This window comes from Paraeggerthella sp., from assembly GCF_048427265.1.
GTDB lineage: Bacteria > Actinomycetota > Coriobacteriia > Coriobacteriales > Eggerthellaceae > Paraeggerthella > Paraeggerthella hominis.
Genome location: NZ_DBFOSR010000034.1, coordinates 1 through 16,313 on the forward strand (window position 1 = coordinate 1; position 16,313 = coordinate 16,313).

Consider the following 16,313-nt stretch of genomic DNA (forward strand, 5'->3'; position numbering starts at 1 on the left):
GTCGGACTCGTCGATCTCCAGATAGGCCATCGACCGCGCATCGCCGTCGATGCGCACCTCGTCGTGCGCTTCGTAGTACGAATCCAAGGCGCGCTGCCAACGCGGCTCCCCGCAGCCCCAATCCTGGTCCAAGCGGCCCAACTCCGCCGCGCGCTCCTGCGCAGCCAGCCGCACGCGCAAAAACAGCGCGTTGCGAACGAGCACCGTCACGCCGCGCCGATCCGTCACCACCTCGTCAGCGTCCACCGGCGCAGCCGCGTCCAAGGCCGACCCCGCGTTCTCCCATTCATTCATCAAGCTGGAGTCCACCGACCTCACCACGAAGCCCAGCCATGCGATGACGTCCTCCAGCCGATCGTTGCGCTTGTCCACCGGCACCGTGCGCGCGATCACCCGGTACGCGTCGGCCAGGTAGCGCAGCAGCAGCCCCTCCGACCGGGCGATGCCGTAACGCTGCACGTAGCCCTTGAAGTCGCTGGCGGTTTCCAGCATGTCGCGCAGGACCGACTTCGGCTCCAGCTGGAAATCGCGCGCCCACGGCACCTCCTGGCAATAGCGCTCGAACGCCGCGCCCAGCAGATCTTCGAGCGGCTTGGGGTACGTGATCTCGGCGATGCGCTCCAAGCGTTCCTCGTAGTCCACCCCGTCGGCCTTCATGTCGGCCATGGCCCGATCCTTCGCCTGCCGCTCCTGCGCACGCAGCACCTGACGCGGGTTTTCCAGCGTGGCCTCGGCCATGGAGATGACGTCGTGGGCGTACGTGTCGCTTTCCGGGTCCAGCAGCTCCAGCGCAGCCAGCAAAAACGGCGAAAGCGGCTGATCAAGCGCAAAATCCTCGGGAAGATCGACGGTGGTGACGTATTCCGTGCTTCCATCTTCGGCCTGCACGCGCTCCACCACGTCGGCGTTCACGAGCGTGGCGAATATGTCGTCCGCGCGCACGACCAGGGCGGCCTTCTCTTCGTCGGTTTGAGCGGAATCGGCGATGAGCTTGCGGACGCGCGCGTAGGCGTCGCCGCCCTGCACCACTTCCGACAGCACCATCGAATGCGTGATCTTCATGCGCGGCTTGAGCGTTTCGGGCGTGGCCTCGATCAGGCGCTCGAACGTCTGCTTGTTCCAGGTGACGAACCCTTCGGGCGGCTGCTTCTTCTTGATCTTGCGCAGCTTCTTCGGATCGCCGCCGGCTTTCTGCACCAGCTTCGCGTTCTCGATGTCGTGCTCGGGAGCTTCGGCCAGCACCACGCCCTCGGTGTCGAAGCCGCTGCGACCCGCGCGGCCCGCGATCTGATGGAACTCGCGGGCGCGCAGACGGCGCATCTTGTAGCCGTCGAACTTCGTGAGCGCCGTCAAAAGCACGGTGTGAATGGGCACGTTGATGCCCACGCCCAGCGTGTCCGTACCGCAGATGACGGGAAGAAGTCCCTGTTGAGCAAGCTTTTCCACCAGCAAGCGATACCGAGGCAGCATGCCGGCGTGATGCACGCCGACGCCGCTTGAAAGCAGGCGCTTGAGCGTTTTGCCGAACGCCGTGGTGAAGCGCGTGCCGGCCATGGCATGCTTGATGTCCTCGCGCTGTTCCTTCGACGCCACGCCGAAGCTCGAAAGCGATTGCGCCGTGGCAAGCGCCGCATCCTGCGAGAAATGCACGATGTAGAGCGGAGCCTCGCCGTTGCGCAGCGCCAACTCCACGGTGCCTTCGAGCGGCATTTCCACGTATTCGTACGACAGCGGAACGGGGCGCGGGGCGTCGGCCACCACGTCGACGTCGACGCCCGTGCGCTCCTTGAGCGAGCTCGCGATGTTCGAGACGTCGCCCAACGTTGCGCTCATCAGCAAGAACTGCGTTTTCGGCAGCGTGAGCAAGGGAACCTGCCACGCCCATCCGCGGTCGGCGTCGCCGTAGAAATGGAACTCGTCCATGGCAACGCAGCCCACGTCGGCGCGCTCGCCCTCGCGCAGCGCTTCGTTCGCCAGGATCTCGGCCGTACAGCACACGACCGGCGCCTGCGCGTTGATGTGCGTGTCGCCCGTGATCATGCCCACGTTCTCGCGCCCCAGCACGTCCACTAAATCGAAGAACTTCTCGCTGACCAGAGCTTTGATGGGAGCTGTGTAGTACGCGCGTCGACCCGTGGCAAGCGCCATGAAGTGCAGGCCCAGCGCGACCATCGACTTGCCGGAACCCGTGGGCGTGCCCAGGATAACGTGATCGCCCATCATGAGCGCCATGAGCGCTTCTTCCTGATGGGGCCACAAGTCGATGCCGCGCGACGCCACCCAATCGAGGAAGCGGTCGAGCGCTTCGTCGGGCGTGAGCCACGGTTCGGGGGCAGGCTCCCCCTCTTCAGGCTCCCACCAGCTTGGCGCGAGCAGCCCCAGCGACCCGTGCGCGAACGCCGCCCCTTCGGGCTTCTCCGTTGTTTCCTCTGTTGCGCGTTCGACCATGCGGGACGACCTCCGAACATACCAGCGATACTTTGCAAAGCATTTATTTTACCCGTTACCGCGTGCGCGCGGACGAGCAAGCGGTAAAGTCCTCGCGTTCTGCGCGCCAAAACGCGCGTGATGCGGGGGCGGGGGCAGGCTGGCGTGACAACACGCGGACTGGAGCTCCCAAGCCGATACGATAATCCGCACCCGCAAAGCACAACCGGACCACATGCGCCCAGTCGTGCAGCCGAAGCGTCCATTCAGGTTGGCGGCACCGCGCAGGGCCGCGTTTGCCGCACGGTTTTGCCCCCAATGTCGCGTATCGCGAGTTCCTTGAGCGCCCCGCCCTCGGGGACTTGCGTCACGCGATCGTTTTGCCAGGTCGTGCGAAGGCGAGGCCGAAGCATGCCGAGTCAAGCGCAACATTGAGGGCAAAACCGTGCAGCGCAAGGACCCCAACCCCGTCCGCTACCGCACCCGGGCGCGCTTCTTGCGAAAGCCCAGCGCCGCCAGCACGAAGAACGCTGCCACGAATCCCCACAGAACCGCAAGATCGGGCCAGACCGCCGCGAAATCGGCACCGCGCAGCATCACCGCGCGCAGGGCGTCCACCCCGTACGTCACCGGCATGCACTGGCCCAGCGCCTGAAGCCAGCCCGGCGCGCTCGACAGGTCGAACAAGCCGCACAGCAGTATCTGCGGCACCACGAACAAGAGCATGAGCTGGATAACCTGAAACGCGTTGCTGGCCAGGCCCGACACCAAAAGCCCCAACGTCACCGACACCAGCGCCATCGACACCGCCGTCACCACGACCAAGCCCAGGTTGCCTTCGTTGGGAAAACCGATCAGCCCCAACGCCACCGCCAGGATCACGCCCGATTGCGCAAGCGCCAGCGCGCCGAATCCAATGGAGTAGCCGCCCAAGATCTGCGTCGGCTTGACCGGCGTCGCCAGAAAGCGCGCCATGGTTCCCGCGCCGCGCTCGTTCACCAGCGACATGCCGCTTGTGATGAACGTGAACGCGAACAAGAACACCCCGATGAACACCGGCCCGTAGAAGTCGAACATCTTCCAATCCTCGCTACCGTGCAAATACGAGGTCTCCACCTCTTTCACCGGCATGTACGACGAAGGGTCAAGGGCGAAATCCTCAGCCGAAACGGTGCTCGCAAGCGATCCGTCCAACATGTCGCGCACCGACTCCGGCATCTTCGCCAAAGCGCTCGGCGGAAGCGAGAGCGCCACCTCTTCGATAGCGCTGCGCAGTTCGACCTGCTTGGATTCAGCGTCCTCCCGAGCCTGCTCGATTTCGTCCTTCTTCGCCTCGATGTCCGCTTCCATCTGATCCGCCGCGTCTTTTTGCACGTCGGCCATGGCAGACGACGCGCACGCCATCACGGCAGCGGTCTTGGTGGAATCGCTGCCTTCGGCCCATATCTCCAGCGTCGCGTCGCCTTTCATGCGCAATACCGCATCCACGTTATTGGAGCGCAGCAGACGCTCGGCTTCGTCGACCCCCACGTCCGACACGCGCGCATCCTGCGCCTCGAGCGCATGCTGATATGAAGACGGAAGCAAAACCGTGGCGATGCGCGGCTGGTAGGAGTCGGCGCCCAGCAGCACCGACAGCAGCCACAGCACCACGATGGGCGCCACGAACAGAAGCGCGATGGTGCGCTTATCGTGCATGAACTGCGAGAGGATGCGGCGAGCAACCGCGAGCGTCTTACGCATGATCGGCCTCCTTCCCTTCAGACGAGCCCTCTAGGATAAGGAACGCATCCTCCAGATTGTCGGCTCCCGTTTGCACAAGGATATCGGCAGGCGATGCGTTCGCGATGATGCGGCCGCCGTGCAGCATGGCTATCTGGTCGCACCGAACCGCTTCGTCCATGACGTGCGTCGTCACGATGATGGTGGCCCCTTCGCCCGCCATCGCGGAAAACGCATCCCAGATGCGACGCCTATGATCGGGATCAAGCCCCACCGTTGGCTCGTCGAGCACCAGCAGCTCAGGCTCGTGCAGCATCGCCACGCCCAGGCTTAGCCTTCGCTTCATGCCGCCCGAAAACGCCGACACCAGCTTCTTGCGATCGTCTTCCAAGCGACCGAACTTCAGCATCTCGCCGATGCGCGCGTCCAGCCGCGCACCCGAAAGCCCGTTCATCGCGCCGAAGAACCGCAGGTTCTCCTCGGCGGTGATGTCGTCGTAGAGCGCATCCTCCTGCGGCATGTAGCCCACGCGGGCGCGCGCCGTAGGGTACGGAGCGCGCTCGCCCATGACCAGCACCTCGCCCGCCGCCGGCACCGTCACGCCCATAATAAGGTTGACCATGGTGGTTTTGCCGCACCCCGAAGGCCCCAGCAGGCAGAGAATGCTGCCCCGGTCGACGCGCAGGTTCACCCGATCCAGTACGGTGCGCCTGCCGTCCGCCAAAGGCGTTTTCCTGCCGAACCTCTGAACCGCGCCTTTGAATTCGACCATAGGCCGCCCATTCGCACGCGTCTGCGTTTCCATGGCATCACGTCCCCTCCCCGCGCGCTTGAGCGCGGCTTGCTTCGAAGAGCCCGCATGCGGGAACCGCGGTGCTTGACGACCCTTCGCCATCTGTTCTAGGATGATTTTATTGGCCTATGCGTCCAATAAAAATATGCAAATCACGGGAAAACGACCAATTACAAATGAGCAAAGCGCTCATAGCAAGGAGGAAACCGTGCCGCGACCGAAAAAAGGGCAGGACGTCCCCGCCGTCGACCGCATGAGGGACGCATTCTGGACGCTGCTGGCCGAAAAGCCTTACGCGGCGCTTTCGGTGGCGGATATCCTACGATCGACGGGCCTCAACAAAAACGCGTTCTACTACCACTACGGCAACCTTGGCGAGCTAGCGAAAGACGCCGTCGAGCAAATGCTGCCAACCGATCTTATGGTTGCGGTGTTCAGGGAGATCATCGACCCGAAAAGCAACCTGGACGCCTTGCTGTGCGACCCCAAATACCACGTGCACCTTGATCGCCTCAGCCTGATAGCCGGAAAACACGGATCCCCGCAGTTGCAGGGAACGCTCAAGCGCGCCATGAAGCAAGCTTGGATCGGCATGCTTGGCATTGACGAGGCGAATCTAGGATTCAACTCGTCGCTTGCCATCGAGTTCGCGCTTGGCGGAGTGTTTTCCCTGCTGGCCTATCGCGCCGAGCACCTGCCCGACATGACAACCGAGCAGCTCTTCGGATCCCGTTTCGGCCAGCGCATGCGAAGGACCGTTCCGCCCATGCTGCTGGAAACGTTTCTCGACGAGGGCGTGATCAGCGAATCAGCCTTGCTGGCAACGCGATTCGCGCCGACGTCGAGCTAGCGACCATGCAGCGCCCACGGCGGCGCCCGCAAAGGCTATGAGCACCCATCCCAGGCCGAAGTCCGCAAACGGCAGCGCATCGAGCGGCAGCCATGCGCCGGGCGCAAACGCGTCGCGCAGACCCACAACCACGCTGTACACGGCCGTCGACAGCACCGCCCACGGCCACATGAGCGACAGCTTGTCGCAACGAGCGTGCACGAGGCCCATGATTACCAGCACGATAGCCGGCGGGTACAACGCGCCCAGAAGCGGCGCGGAAAACGCCAGGATCGCGTCCAGCCCCAAAAGCGAAACGGCGCAGCTGAACACGGCGAACGCAGCCGCCCAGGCAATCAACGGCACGCGCGGGACGGCCTCGAAGAAGTACTCGGAGCAGCACGAGATCAAGCCCGTGCATACGTTCAGGCACGCGATCAGGAAGATCGCAGCCACGATAACGGCCCCAGCCTCGCCGAAGTGCATGCTGGCCGATGCCGCCAGAATGGCCGCGCCATTGGTCGCGTCGGGCAGCGCGCCGCCCATGGTGGCGCCCACGAATCCCAAGCCGCAGTAGATGACCATCATGAGCACGCCGGCCACGACGCCCGCACTCGAAATGGCGCCGGCAACCTGCTTCGGATCGCGCGCGCCCAGCTGCTTCACGTTCGCCGCAACCACGATGCCAAAGCACAGCGCAGCCAGCAGGTCCATGGTCTGGTATCCGGTCAAAAAGCCGTGCGTCGCCGCGTTCACGCTGTACGGAGCCTGCGGCTCGAGAACTTCTCCCCCGCCTCCGATCACCGATGCGCCCACCACCAAGACGATGAGCACGATAAGCGCAGGCGCAGAGAACTTGCCCAGCACGCGCGAAAGCAACCCAGGCCGCAGCGCCAAAACGAAAGCCACGGCGAAAAACGCAACCGAGAACACGACCGCCGCCACGTTCGGATCGATCACGTCAGGTCCCGGCAACAAAGGCCGCAGCATCTCGTACGCCGTAGAGGACGTGCGCGGAATAGCCAGAAACGGGCCGATGGTCAGGTACACGAGCGCAATGAACACCGATGCGAACAAAGGACTCACGCGCCCCGCCAGCTCGCGCACGCCGCCGCACAGGGCCACGGCCACAATGCCCAGCACGGGTAGGCCGATGCCCGCAAGCAGAAAGCCCGCCATAGCCGGGACGGCTTCGGTGCCCGCCTGCAAGCCCAAAAGCGGCGGCAGGATCAGGTTCCCCGCTCCAAAGAACATAGAGAACAGCATGCCGCCCACCATCAGCAGCTGACTGGGGCGCAGCCCGCCGCGCGCGTTTTGTTGCTGCTCTTCCACGAGGTTCCTCCTGAGTTCCGTATCGTACTGCCACGCCCTTGCGCGCCGCGAAACGACGGCGCGAACGATCCGCAATGATAGCACTGCCCTCGTTCGATCGCTATTCCATATTGTTTCACTATGAAATCGACGCAAACGAGCAAGGCGAAGGGGCGAAGCCGATGGCCTGCTTCGCGCTGTTCGCCGGAGAACGGGCCATCGACCCGCCCCTGTTCGCCCGCCCAGCACGATCCCGCGAACAGGCCATCGACCCGCCCGTTCTCCTGCCCAGCACGGTCCTGCGCACGAAAAACCGCGTTCGCTGGCAGGTTTTGACGGTTTGAGGTTGTTGCAGAGTCCCTTGCTTGCGACCACAACCAGATGGCCCAGCATTACACCAGGTCAAAAAATCATAGAAAATTACTGGAAGATCGGATGCGGTTTGCGACACGTCCACGACGACCGCAAACCGTCAAAACCTACCACGGAACGCCTTTGCGCGTGCGCTGGACGGAGAAAAACGCACGACCCTTCGCGTCCTCTACGAAACGCGCGCGAACCTTACGGCGAAATGCGCGTCCGACGACCCCGGCGCAAGCCGCGTAGCCAAGCACGAGCGACCGGCAATGGGAGCCAGCTGAAAGCGCTGCCCCTCTTCGCTCGCGAGGAATGCCTTCACCGTCTGGTTGTCTTCCTCGCAGGTCACCGTACACGTCGCGTACGCCAGCGTTCCGCCCGGCGCCACATGCCCGGCGGCGGCGCGCAGCATGCCCAGCTGCGTCTTCGCGAACGCGGCCACGTCCTCGGGCTGCAAGCGCCAGCGAATCTCGGGATGGCGTCGCAGCGTTCCCAGCCCCGAGCACGGCGCGTCGATGAACACCACGTCGAACAGGCGATCGCGAACCACGTTGCCCAACGCCAGGGCGTCGCCCGTCAGCGCCTCCGACACGCACGAGCCGTACCGCGCGGCGCGCTCGAGCAGCAGCTTCGTCTTGAACCCGTGATTGTCCAGCGTCACGTACGACTCGATCTGCGACCCCCACGTGCGCTGCGCCGCGCTTTGCAGCAAGATGGTCTTCGTTGCGCGACCGGCGCCCACTTCCAGCATGGACGCGGGCTTGTCCTGCGGCAGGACGGACGCAGCCACCAGCTGGGACGCGGCATCGGAAACAAGGATCTTTCCCTGCACGAACAATTGCTTGACCTCGGGCAGCAACAACGCGCGGTTGTCCTTCACGCGCAGGCAGCCGGGCACGGGCACGCCGTCGATCTCAACCGGCTGCGTCGATTCTCCCGCCTTCGCGAACGCGGCGGCCACGGCGGCTTCGTCCGTCTTCGCCGCATTCGCCGCCACGAACAGCGGCGCCGGCTCGTTCGAGGCGCGCATGAAGTCCAACGCCGCCTGGGGTCCCAGATCGAGCACCAGCTTGCGCGCCAGCCAAACGGGGAAAGCATGCAGGCGAGCCAGCGCTTCCACGTCGCGCGTCGGATCGCCGAACGGGAAGGACGCGCGTGAAGCAACCACCTTGCGCAGCACCGCGTTCGCAAGGCCAGCCGCCCTGGGCGCGAACGAGCGCACCAGCTCGACTCCCTGGTCAACCGCTGCATGCGGCGTCTTGTTCAGGAAGATGATCTCGTACACGCTCAAACGCAGGGCGTCGCGCACGTCGGGCTGCACGTCCGTCGGCTTGCTGAGCGCCCGATCGAGCACATCGTCGAGCGTGCCCACGGAGCTGACCACGCCCAATGCGAGCAGCGTCGCAAACGAGCGGTCCTCAGGCGAAAGCGAGGAGCCGTCGATGCGCTTGCCGATAACGTCCTGAGCGAACGCCCCGCGCTCGCGCACGGTGCGCACCACGTCGAGCGCGGCAAGCCGAGCCGGGCTGGCTTTCGATCGCGAGGCGCGGCTCTCTCGCGGCTTCTCCACAGGTCCGGCGTATCCCTTCGGCGCGCGTCGATCCTGCGAGCCCTTATTACGATCAGGCATGAAGCCCCTTCCAGATAAGGCCGCCGTCCTTGATCCCTTGGATCCCGGCGGCAAACGATTTCGCATCCATGGCCTGCTTGCCCGCCGGCTTCAGAATCAGAAGCTCCACCGCGCCGTCGGCCGCGCCCAAGAACAAGCGCTTCGCCGCATAGCGAACATCGCCCGCAGCCATGCCCGCAACAAGATCGCGCGCCTGGCTATCGGCCGCCACGGGAGCAAGCGACAGCACCGTAACCGCGCGCCCCGCCACCTCGGCGCGCGCAGGGTGCGCGGCGCTCGAAGCCTGCACCTTGCGAACCATGAGCGCAGCGGAATCGCCAACGGACAAGTCCAGCTCGCCCTTGGCGATCTTATCGGCGTAGGTCACGCGCGATTCGTCCTGCTCGGTCCAATCGCACACGCCCCGCTCCACGCGCACCAGCGCGGTCAACAGGGCGTGAGATCCCAGAATAGCCAGCTCGTCGGTCAGTTCTTCAGCGTTCAAATCCCCGACGCTCGCCGTGCGGCACACGCAGTACGCGCCTGTATCCAGGCCCTCTTCCATGCGCATGATGCATACGCCGGCCTCTTCGTCGCCCGCCAGGATAGCGCGCTCGATAGGAGCGGCGCCGCGCCAGCGAGGCAGAAGCGACGCGTGCACGTTCAGGCAGCCGTACCGGGGAAGATCCAACACGGCCTTCGGCAGAATGGCCCCGTAAGCGGCCACGCAAATGACGTCGGGGCGAAACGAGGCCAGTTCGCGCTGGACGTCCTCGTCGCGCAGGGTGCGCGGCGTGCGCACGGGAATGTTCCAGCGCTCAGCCGTCGCCTTCACCGGCGAAGGCTCCAACTGCTTCCCGCGGGCGCGCACGGCATCAGGGCGCGTGTAAACGGCAACCACCTCATGCTGCTGCACCAATTCATCGAGGATCGTAGCCGAGAACTCCGGCGTGCCCATGAACACGACGCGCATGGTTATCGAACCCGTGGATCAAGCGAGGTCTCTCCCGGCTTCGCGCCGGAAGCAACCGCCTGGTCGTAATCGCGAAGCGCCTGGATGCGCGCGAGGGGATCGCAGCGCTCGAACATGGTCACGCCGTCCAGGTGGTCCAGCTCATGCTGCAGGCAGCGGCCCAGAAGGCCGTCGCCTTCGATCTCCCATTCCTCGCCGTCCAGGTCGAAGAAGCGCACGCGCGCCCACGACGGCCGGGCGATGGGCACGGAGATGCCGGGGATGGACAGGCAGCCCTCCCCTTCGACGACGACCTCGCCCTTCGTCTCCACCAGCACCGGGTTCACCAGTACCATGGGGTTCTGCTCGTCGGACTCGTCGCAGTCGATGACCACCAGGCGCTTGGTCACGCCCACCTGCGGCGCGGCAAGGCCGCAGCCGGAATTCTTGTACATGGTCTTCACCATCTGCTTGGCCAAGCGCTTCAGGCTTTTGTCCCCAAGATCGCACGGCTCGCACGGCTGGTTCAAAATGGGATTGGGAGATTGCACGATAGTAATCACGGTCAGCACGTCCTTTTGGTATCCACGCGCGCGACGCTCGAGGCGCCGCGAAACAAAATTCTGGCAAGCATTGTCCGCAATCGCTTCGCCCTTGTCCAGCGGCTTGCCGAAAGATCCATAAAACGCGAGGTGAGAAGCGCAAGAGACCGAACTTGGCGACCGTTCGCCGCACGCGGGAGGCAGCCGACGAAAAGCGCCGTTCGACACGCGCCGCATCGCAGCGCGCTCGAACGGCGCCTCAAGCACCTCGAGCGTTCGGGCCGCTACTCCGTACGAGCGGAATCCTCGTTGTCCACGACGATCTCTTTGAGCGACGCCGCCAACCCGGCAAGGCCCTGGATGTCGGAGGGGATGATGAGCTTCGTGGAACGACCGTCCGCCACTTTCTTGAGCGCTTCGAAGGCTTGCAGGGTCAAAACGGCGTTGTCGGCGCCCGCTTCCCGCACCGCGCGGATGCCGTCGGCCGTCGCCTGCTGCACGTTCTTGATAGCCTCCGCTTCGCCCTCGGCCTCGCGGATCTGCTTCTCCTTCTCGGCCTCGGCAGCCAAGATGATGGTCTGCTTCTCGGCTTCAGCGGAAAGAATCTGCGCCTGCTTCTTTCCCTCGGCGATAGTGATGGCAGCCTGCTTCTCGCCCTCGGCCAAAAGCACCGCCTCGCGCTTCTCGCGCTCGGCCTTCATCTGCTTTTCCATAGCCTGCTGAATGGCTGCCGGCGGCGTGATGTTCTTGACCTCTACGCGATTGACCTTGATGCCCCAGGCGTCGGTGGCCTCGTCAAGGATGGAGCGCATCTTTGCGTTGATGGTATCGCGCGAGGTGAGCGTGGTGTCCAGGTCAAGATCGCCGATGATGTTGCGCAGCGTGGTGGCCGACAGGTTCTCGATGGCCACGATGGGATTCTCCACGCCGTAGCAGTACAGCTTCGGGTCCATGATCTTGAAGAACACCACGGTGTCGATGGACATGGTCACGTTGTCCTTCGTGATGACGGGCTGCGGCGGGAAGTCGAACACCTGCTCTTTGAGCGACACGTAGGGGCGCACGCGGTCGATGAAGGGAATCTTCACGTGCAGCCCGTTGTTCCAGGTGGTCAGGTACGAGCCCAGGCGCTCCACGATGGCGGCTTCGGCCTGCGGCACGATTTTGATGCACGTGACCGAGAACAGAACCAGGATCACGACGAGCACGATAAGGAAGATCATGGGAGTTTCCTTTCAACGATGAGCTTGACGCTTTCTTGCCCGACCACGACGACGTTCTGGCCAACGGGCAGGGGCTCTCCGCTGGCAGAGCAGGCGGCCCAGGTCATGTGATCGGACGTTTCAACGCGCCCGACCAGGCGATCGTTGTCGATAGCCTCGCACACGACGGCAACCTGGCCGACCAGCGTCGGTTCCTTGGAATCACCGCGATTGCGGTACTTCATGAACACGGGGCGAAGGGCCACAAGGCACACGACGGAAACGACCAGAAAGACGATCACCTGCACGGCAGGATCGACGCCGAGCAGGTTCGCGGCGAACGCTACCAGCGCGCCGACAACGAACCACAGGGTGATGAGGCCCAGCGAAACGACCTCGACAAGGGCCATCGCCGCGGCGACGCCCAACCATACGAAGGGGCTCATACGGTAGCTCCTTTCTCCTTGTTCGAGTATACACTATCCGTCTGCACGACAGCATGACGCGCAGCGGACTCGAAACCGAACGGTTGCGCCTACACGTGCGCGGCGCGGCGGCGCGTCAGATCCTGCTGCATGGCGGCCACGGCTTCGAACAGCATCTCGTACTCGTCGGCCGGAAGACGCGACGGATCGGAAAGCTGGGCCTTGAGCGCTGCCACGGCATCTTCCGCGTCGCCTATGGACAGCTCTTCCACCAGGAAAGATGCCAAGCGGCCCTCGTCCTCCACAGCGCTTTCGGCACCGGCGGTCAACATGCCGGCCGCAGCGGGCAGCACGCGCGCGACCTCGCCGACCAGCCGCGCGGGCTGAGCTGCAGGGTCTTCGGCCAGCGTGTCCAGCATGCTCTGCGCGATCGTAGCGTGCGCAGGCTCGCGCCACCGCGTTTGCGCGAGCGCGTCAGCGTGCAGCAGGCCCAGGTCGGGTCGGGACGCGATCAGGGCGAGCAACTGGCGCTCGAAGCGGCGCCGGTTGACCTCCGATTGGGGAAGCCGCTCGCGCCGCGGCTGCGGAGCCCACCGAGGCTCGTCGTCTGCCGCAGCGTCCGCTCCTTCGGCGTCCGCAGCGCGCGGCGGCTTCAGCTTGCCCAGCTGATCGAGCACGTCCTCCTCGCGCGCACGGCATCTGCTGGCGATCTGCACGGCGTAATCGCGCGCCAACATGGAGTCCTTGATGGGCGCGAGCACCGAGAGCGCATCGGCCAAGGCGGCCGAGCGGCCTTCGGCACGACTGAGGTCATGGCGCGCCAATCGACGATCGATACCGTACTTGAGCAGGGGCTGCGCATGTTCGACCAGCTCTTGCAGCGCCGCGCCCCCGCGATCCGACACGAAATCGGCCGGGTCCAGGTTGTCCGGCAGCGTGACGGCCGCCAGCTCGATCTTGGTGCGACCCGCCTCCGGCGTCATGCTGTCGTCGATGAACGCCAGCGCGCGGTCGGCCGCACGCTGCCCCGCTTCGTCGCCATCGAACAGGTACACGATGCGATGCTGCGCATGGCGCGCGAGCAGACGAATGTGGCGCATGGTGAGCGCCGTGCCCAAGGTGGCCACCGCGTTCTCGATCCCCGCTTCGTGCAGCGCGATCACGTCGGTGTAGCCCTCGCACACGATGGCGGTGCCCGTTGACGCCATGGACGCCTTCGCCTTCTCCATGCCGTACAGCACCTGCGACTTATGGAACAGCGGCGTTTCCTGGGAGTTCAGGTACTTCGGCTCGCCTTTGCCCACCACGCGCCCGCCGAAGGCGATGCACTCGCCCTGCGGGTCGTTGATGGGAAACATCACGCGGTTGTAGAACCGATCGCGCAGCCTGCCGCCGTCGCCCGAAAGCGCGACGTTGGCCTGCACCATCTCGTCGGGCTTGAACCCCTTTGCCGCCAGATGGCGCACCAGCTGCCCGCGACCCGGCGCGAAGCCCAACCGCCACGTTTTGGGAACGTCGCCGCCAAGCCCGCGCGCGCCCAGGTAGCTGCGCGCGGCGCTCGCCTCGGGGCCGGGATTGCGCATAAGCTGCGTATGGTAGAAGTCCGCCGTTTCCTCGCACACGGCCTTGAGTCGCGCTTTCTTGCTAGAACCAACGCTGCGCGGCCCGCCGGCGTCCGATATCTCGATATGCGCGCGCTCCGCCAAGCGGCGCACGGCCTCGGGAAAGTTCAAATCCTCGGTTTTCATGATGAAGGAGAACACGTCGCCGCCCTCGCCGCAGCCGAAGCAATGCCACAGCTGCGTGGCGGGATCGATCTTGAAAGAGGGGGTTTTCTCGTTGTGCAGCGGACAGCAGCACCAGAAATCGCGCCCGCGCTGCTTCACAGGCGTGCGCTCGCTGATAACGGCCACCAGGTCGTTCGCCTCGCGTACCTTCTGAATGTCTTCTTCGCTGATGCCGGCCATGCGCGAACCCTACCTCTGCTTGTTCTGTTTGGCCAGAACGACGTTCACCAAAAACAGCAGGCCAAGCGCAAGGGACGGACCCAGGTCCAGCAAACCGACCTCGCCCTCGCCCGCGTTCATGTACGTCATCACCAAGCTGCCCGTCATCAAGACGAAGCTCAGCACCGCGATGCCTGCGTAGATTCGCTCCCGATTCCTCATGCGCCGCCCTTCCGAGTTTTGTTTCGGACAGTATAGCGCAAGCGTGCAACCGCCGCGCGCCAGCACCTGGCACGGAGCCGGTGTTCTCGCAGGACCGGGACGCTTGCGGGACCGGGGGGCCTTGCGGAACCGGGGGTCCTTGCGGGACCGGCGACCTTGCGGGACCAGTACCCTTCTGTCAAAACGGACGAGTTTTGCGGCGGTTTTTCGCCTTGTCGGGGCTATGCCGCTACAAGTGTTTTGCATCACACCTGATCAGAGGACTGTCACCTTGCATTATCCTAGTTTGAGGACCAGCAAAACTCGCCCGTTTTGACACGGGCGCGCAAGGACGTACGGGGGGTCGGCACTACCGGCAACAGCGAGCGCGCGAGAACGTGTAGGCGGCTCGACGCGGGCGCACGAGCACGCGAAGGTGCGCGGCGCAAGCAGGAGAACCTACCGAGCACGCGAGCGACGCAACCGACGCAAACCCGCCGGACGCGCGAACCCGCCGCGCAGCGCGAAGCCTACGGTTCAAGCTCTTTCGCCATCACCACTGCGTCGTCAGCCGGGAAATCGTAGAACCCCTCCCGAACGAAAACGTCCCTGAATCCAAGCCGCCGGTAAAACGCGCGCGCGGATTCGTTGGAAGCACGCACCTCCAACTGCATGGAACGGCACCCCCGCGCCGCCGCCTGCTGGCACGCGCGCTTCACCAACTTCGTCCCGCATCCGCCCCGTCGGGCGCAAGGATCTACCGCCACCCTTACGATCGCTGCAGTATCGCCCGCCTCCCACCAGCCAAGATACCCCGTCACATCGCAAGCGACAGGAGAACCGCCCCCCGACAAGGCACACGCCACCTCGTAATGCGCACAGGGATTGTGCCGAAGCTCAAGAGCGTAGGCAAGCGGCGTCCACGGATCTTGGAAAGCCTTCGCCTCGATGGCCATGACGCCCGCAAGATCGTCTTCCACCATGGGGCGAATCAGCAGCGCATCGCCCTCCGTGTCCATCGTCCCCTGCAACTCCGAGAATTGCGCGCACCCGGCACGACCGTCGCCGAACGCATCGCCAGCGAACGTCCAAGGCCGCCGGTCGACGTCGGGCTTTTGTCCGATAGCCACGAACGACTCCGACGAAAAGTAGTACTCGTCGCTCTCGAAAAGAGCCTTCCATTCGTCAAGAAGCGCGTGGATTTCGTTCGCTATCGCCGCATCGACGCAGCTCGGCACGTTTCGCCTGAAGTACGCGAAACGCTCGAACAGTTCAAGACGCTCCTCGCGCGCTTTCCCAACCGTGTCTACGGAAAACGTTTTCACCCGTATCGGCGAAAAACCCGCGCGAACCAGGTAGGTGTAGCATTTCTGCCCATTGCAACGGTCGGTGCACGCCGTCCAGGCCGTATTCGGTCGCACGTGCTCATCGTACAGCGCGAAAAGCCTTTTCATCGATTGACTCGGGTCAGGATACGACAGCTTCACCGAGTCGTCCGTGGTCTTCACGACGACGAACCCTCCCGGCGTCAGCAACCGATAAGCCTTGGCCAAAGCCGCCTGCGGGTCCCGCACATGCTGCAGCACGTGGGAGAAGTACACCACGTCGAAAGCCGTGCCGTCTTCGGGTTCGAAGTCTTCAAAGGCGGCATGCACGAATAGAAAGCGAGCGTCATCCGTCTGCGCAACGGCACGCGCGATATCGTCAGCCGACAGGTCGATGCCCACGACGCGCGCGATCGAGTCGTAAGGCGCGAACTTCAGCCGGGTGTTGAAGCCGTCGAAACATCCGACGTCCAACACGCGAACGTTCTCTCGCCCCGCCAAATTGATCGCCTCGAACGCGGCGTAGTCCTCAGGCGCAGTGCGAAACGCCTGTTTCGTAATGTGCTCTCTTCCCCACGCCACAGCCGTCCTCCCATGCTCCGCTCGCAAGTTCGATACGCAAAGCGCGCGAGCCCGACCGGAACACGCGCATCCGGCCGAGCAGCCGCTTGC

Annotated in this window: 14 protein-coding genes; 2 read left to right on the forward strand and 12 right to left on the reverse strand. The window is 64.3% G+C overall.

Annotation, left to right across the window (positions count from 1 at the left end; all coding sequences use genetic code 11):
• The 3 genes from ACMNI9_RS03565 to ACMNI9_RS03575 form a co-directional block, all read right to left on the reverse strand.
• Nucleotides 1–2,448 (reverse strand): DEAD/DEAH box helicase (locus tag ACMNI9_RS03565; protein WP_418830897.1); only part of this gene is annotated, 2,448 nt, incomplete at its 3' end.
• Nucleotides 2,449–2,901: 453 nt separating this feature from the next.
• The gene (locus ACMNI9_RS03570) at nt 2,902–4,170 is read right to left on the reverse strand and encodes an ABC transporter permease (protein ID WP_418830898.1); all 1,269 of its coding nucleotides are present in this window, start codon (nt 4,168–4,170) and stop codon (nt 2,902–2,904) included.
• Nucleotides 4,163–4,921 (reverse strand): ABC transporter ATP-binding protein, encoded by a 759-nt coding sequence (locus ACMNI9_RS03575; RefSeq protein ID WP_216529551.1) that lies wholly within the window; start codon nt 4,919–4,921, stop codon nt 4,163–4,165. The genes ACMNI9_RS03570 and ACMNI9_RS03575 overlap by 8 nt, the downstream gene beginning before the upstream one ends.
• 229 nt (nt 4,922–5,150) lie before the next feature.
• Between ACMNI9_RS03575 and ACMNI9_RS03580 the strand changes: the two genes are divergently transcribed.
• Nucleotides 5,151–5,792, forward strand: coding sequence for a TetR/AcrR family transcriptional regulator (locus tag ACMNI9_RS03580; protein WP_216529550.1), 642 nt, complete (start codon nt 5,151–5,153; stop codon nt 5,790–5,792).
• On the opposite strand, the gene brnQ is transcribed toward ACMNI9_RS03580, so the two are convergent.
• Complete coding sequence (gene brnQ, locus ACMNI9_RS03585) at nt 5,751–7,103, reverse strand: branched-chain amino acid transport system II carrier protein (protein ID WP_418830899.1); 1,353 nt, start codon at nt 7,101–7,103, stop codon at nt 5,751–5,753. The two genes, ACMNI9_RS03580 and brnQ, sit on opposite strands and share 42 nt — an antisense overlap.
• Nucleotides 7,104–7,177: 74 nt before the next feature.
• Here brnQ and ACMNI9_RS03590 point away from each other — a divergent pair, with 74 nt between their 5' ends.
• Nucleotides 7,178–7,426: a hypothetical protein gene (locus tag ACMNI9_RS03590; RefSeq protein WP_418830901.1), complete on the forward strand. Its 249-nt coding sequence runs from the start codon at nt 7,178–7,180 to the stop codon at nt 7,424–7,426.
• A 197-nt stretch (nt 7,427–7,623) separates the two neighbouring features.
• Here the strand turns inward: ACMNI9_RS03590 and ACMNI9_RS03595 are convergent, their stop codons facing one another.
• From ACMNI9_RS03595 to rimI, 8 genes are all read right to left on the reverse strand, one after another.
• Nucleotides 7,624–9,069, reverse strand: coding sequence for an RsmB/NOP family class I SAM-dependent RNA methyltransferase (locus ACMNI9_RS03595; protein ID WP_418830902.1), 1,446 nt, complete (start codon nt 9,067–9,069; stop codon nt 7,624–7,626).
• Nucleotides 9,062–10,021: a methionyl-tRNA formyltransferase gene (gene fmt, locus ACMNI9_RS03600; RefSeq protein ID WP_216529548.1), complete on the reverse strand. Its 960-nt coding sequence runs from the start codon at nt 10,019–10,021 to the stop codon at nt 9,062–9,064. Before fmt ends, ACMNI9_RS03595 begins: the two co-directional genes overlap by 8 nt.
• A 2-nt stretch (nt 10,022–10,023) precedes the next feature.
• Nucleotides 10,024–10,572: a peptide deformylase gene (gene def, locus ACMNI9_RS03605; protein WP_114566116.1), complete on the reverse strand. Its 549-nt coding sequence runs from the start codon at nt 10,570–10,572 to the stop codon at nt 10,024–10,026.
• Nucleotides 10,573–10,826: 254 nt separating this feature from the next.
• Nucleotides 10,827–11,765, reverse strand: a complete 939-nt coding sequence (locus ACMNI9_RS03610; RefSeq protein ID WP_418830903.1) for an SPFH domain-containing protein — start codon at nt 11,763–11,765, stop codon at nt 10,827–10,829.
• Entirely contained in the window at nt 11,762–12,190 is a 429-nt protein-coding gene (locus tag ACMNI9_RS03615; protein WP_114565963.1) for an NfeD family protein, read from the reverse strand. Before ACMNI9_RS03615 ends, ACMNI9_RS03610 begins: the two co-directional genes overlap by 4 nt.
• 89 nt (nt 12,191–12,279) lie before the next feature.
• Nucleotides 12,280–14,136, reverse strand: coding sequence for a DNA primase (gene dnaG, locus ACMNI9_RS03620; protein ID WP_418830905.1), 1,857 nt, complete (start codon nt 14,134–14,136; stop codon nt 12,280–12,282).
• A gap of 9 nt (nt 14,137–14,145) precedes the next feature.
• Entirely contained in the window at nt 14,146–14,337 is a 192-nt protein-coding gene (locus tag ACMNI9_RS03625; protein ID WP_114565961.1) for a hypothetical protein, read from the reverse strand.
• A 509-nt stretch (nt 14,338–14,846) separates the two neighbouring features.
• On the reverse strand, nt 14,847–16,223 hold the full coding sequence (gene rimI / locus ACMNI9_RS03630) for a ribosomal protein S18-alanine N-acetyltransferase (RefSeq protein ID WP_418830907.1): 1,377 nt from the start codon (nt 16,221–16,223) through the stop codon (nt 14,847–14,849).
• Between the last annotated feature and the right edge of the window lie 90 nt (nt 16,224–16,313).